The sequence below is a fragment of the uncultured Caballeronia sp. genome (assembly GCF_964243625.1).
In the GTDB taxonomy this organism is placed as follows: Bacteria; Pseudomonadota; Gammaproteobacteria; order Burkholderiales; family Burkholderiaceae; genus Caballeronia.
Window position 1 is genome coordinate 1 of record NZ_CAXTGZ010000733.1, and the last position, 2,824, is coordinate 2,824.

A 2,824-nucleotide genomic window follows, 5' to 3' on the forward strand; every position below is an offset into this window, starting at 1 on the left:
AGGCAGGAATACCGCGTTATGGCCAGGCTTCAGCTGGAAATTCCGGAAGGCGTCGAGCGCGTTCAAACCAGACGAATACATCATGCAGCCGGCGATTTCACGTACCAATGTATAGGTCACGTTTTTGTAACGCGCCGAAGCCGCGCGTATACTTCGGCGAAATGTCTTTTGCCCTTCGCGTTCGCCATGGGCGCGAAGATCGGACCAACAAGGCCGCGTCCTTCATGGATGCGCGTATCGAGGATACTGAGAATCGCCAGCATGAGAAAGCTCCGCTCGTCCCCCGCCGCTGTAATCGGATTGTTAGCTACCGCCTCCTTTTTCTCTCTTGTTCACGCGCAGGAAGCGCCGGACCCATCGAAGGAAGACTACGCGTATCTCACGCGCATGCACGTTCCCCAGCCCGTGATCCGCTGCGTCGCCGCTTTCGACAACTGGGTCGCGCTCACGCCGAAATACGACACCTTTATAGTGCCGGACCGACGCGTGTTGAACGCAAAGATCGACGACGACACCACCGTCTTCAGCGCGGGCAATCCTGTTCCGGTCGATGAAGTGATCGTCATGCGCGCGTTCGCAAAAACGCGCGGTCATTCGCAGTGGACTCGGCTCGATAGCCGTTGCGGCGTGAAAGACGGCCGCGTGGTTGGTGTTTCGCTCACGCCAAATGTAAAGCCGCAGATCGTTCGGTAACAGCGCGGGCGCCTGCGCCCTTTTGCGTCCTTTCCTGAATATTTCCAAGCATACGTTTCCTTACAAAGGCACACGGCTTGTCATTTATCTAATTGCTAAATTGATTTCACGGGATTCACTTGGAGAAACCGATGAAACGATTAGCGATTCTTGCCGCACTTGCAGTGGTCCTCGGCAGTTCCTTGGGCGGTTGCATCGTAGTTCCGGATGGTGGCGGATATCACCATCACGACTACTACGGCCGCTACTAGCACTGACGACCCGCGCATCGACGGCATTCATAACTGACAAAACGCGAAGGAAACCATCATGTTGAAACTCAAGAAAGGCTTGTTGCTTGCATCGCTCGCTGCTGCTGCCGTGACGAGTATTGGTGTATCGAACGCGGCATCCGCCGATGAGCATTTCCGCCCCGGCTACGTGCATGTCGACAGCCGCGGCTGGCACGGCGACCGTTACTACGATGGCCACCGGTACTGGGAACGTCGTGAATGGGAACGCCGTCACGCGCCGCATCACTATGCGCCGCCGCATCGGTACTATTGATTGCGCAGGTCGAGTAAAAAAGCCAGGGGAAGTCCCCTGGCTTTTTTATTGGTGCGCGTATGGCTCATGCGCCGGTCGAATCTCGCCATCTGCGGGTATCGCGCAGAGGCGGCGCGCCGAACAAACGGCTGTACTCGCGGCTGAATTGCGATGCGCTTTCATAACCCACGCGATGCGCCGCCGTGGCTGCATCCGTCATGTCGATCAGCATCAGCCGGCGCGCTTCCTGCAGCCGCAACTGCTTCTGGTATTGCAGCGGGCTCATGGCCGTCACCGCCTTGAAATGATGATGCAGCGACGACACGCTCATGTGCACGTCACGCGCGATCGATTCCACACGCAGCGGCTGGTCGAAGTTCTGGCGCAGCATCATGATGGCCTTCGCGATGCGCTGCGTCTGACTGTCCTGCAACGCAATCTGGCGCAGGCGCGCTCCCGAGCCGTTCATCAGGAGCCTGTAGAGGATTTCGCGCTTGATCATGGGCGCGAGGATGGGGATGTCCTCAGGCGTGTCCATCAGGCGCAAGAGCCGCAGCACGGCATCGAGCATGGGCGTGCCGAGGCGGTTCACGTAAAGGCCGCGGGTGGCGTCGGCGTGAGTGGGCGGCGGCAGGCTTTCGTCGCGTATCAGCGCGGTGATTTCTTCCACGTCCATGTCCAGCCGAAGTCCAAGATAAGGCTTGTCTTCGGTTGCGCCCGTCACCTGCCCCATCACCGGCAAATCCACCGATGAAACCAGGTAATGCATCGGGTCATAAACATAGAGTTCGTCGCCGACCATGATTCGCTTGGACCCCTGCGCGATCAGGCCGAGCGCCGGCGTCTGCATGCCGTGGCTCGGACCGCCGCAATGCACGATCCGATGCACGTGCAAACCCTTGACCGCGGTCTCGTGCGAGCCCTCGTGGTCGGCGGTAAGCCGTTCGAGCAAGGCGACGAGGTCGAGGCGCGCGTGGTCCAGGCCGGGGTCGAGCGGCGCGGTATCGTGACCGTTGACCGGCTCGCGTTGTGCCGACTGATCCGGATGGTCGGCATGTTGTCTTGGATCGATGGCGGAATCCGCCGTCTCATTCAGGGCCATGATTCGCATTCAGTGAGTTGGCGTCTGCGCGGCAAAACGGGCAACAACGGCGCCGGGGGTGAAGAGGGATAACCGTCAGCCGGACCTCAATGATGCATGCAGTTTGCATGCAATTCGCCTGTTTGCGGATACGTGAGGCGTTTGAAGTGCTGCCGGTGAATTGCACTCAGCTTACTCGCGCGCGGGCGTTTTCGCCCAGCGCCGCACGTGGCGTTTGCAGAATCGGGCAATGATCCGACAGGATCAGGCTAGCCTTTCGGCATATCGCAGGCAGATACTGGATTGTCGCGGCCAGCCATCGCCGCGCCGAACGGGCGTTCGGTGCGCAAGCCGCGCACGCGGTCCACGCATTGCGCATTCGTAATCCCAGTGCGGCGGTGTGGCAGTGCACGCCGGCCGCGCGATCCAAGGACGAATTCTAAGGAACCCAGCATGCGCAACAAAAAATTCGGCAATACCGGCTTGTTCGTCTCCGAACTCTGCCTCGGCACGATGACCTTTGGC

Annotated in this window: 4 protein-coding genes; 2 read left to right on the forward strand and 2 right to left on the reverse strand. The window is 59.6% G+C overall.

What is annotated here, in order from left to right; all coding sequences use genetic code 11:
- Positions 1-693 (forward strand): BspC domain-containing protein (locus tag ACFFAR_RS30090; RefSeq protein WP_375509103.1); only part of this gene is annotated, 693 nt, incomplete at its 5' end.
- 309 nt (positions 694-1,002) lie between these two features.
- On the forward strand, positions 1,003-1,239 hold the full coding sequence (locus ACFFAR_RS30095; protein WP_062172385.1) for a hypothetical protein: 237 nt from the start codon (positions 1,003-1,005) through the stop codon (positions 1,237-1,239).
- Between the two features lie 64 nt (positions 1,240-1,303).
- Here the strand turns inward: ACFFAR_RS30095 and ACFFAR_RS30100 are convergent, their stop codons facing one another.
- Positions 1,304-2,320: an AraC family transcriptional regulator N-terminal domain-containing protein gene (locus ACFFAR_RS30100; protein WP_174364454.1), complete on the reverse strand. Its 1,017-nt coding sequence runs from the start codon at positions 2,318-2,320 to the stop codon at positions 1,304-1,306.
- 248 nt (positions 2,321-2,568) lie between these two features.
- On the reverse strand, positions 2,569-2,824 hold a 256-nt coding region (locus ACFFAR_RS30105), incomplete at its 5' end, for a hypothetical protein (protein ID WP_375509104.1).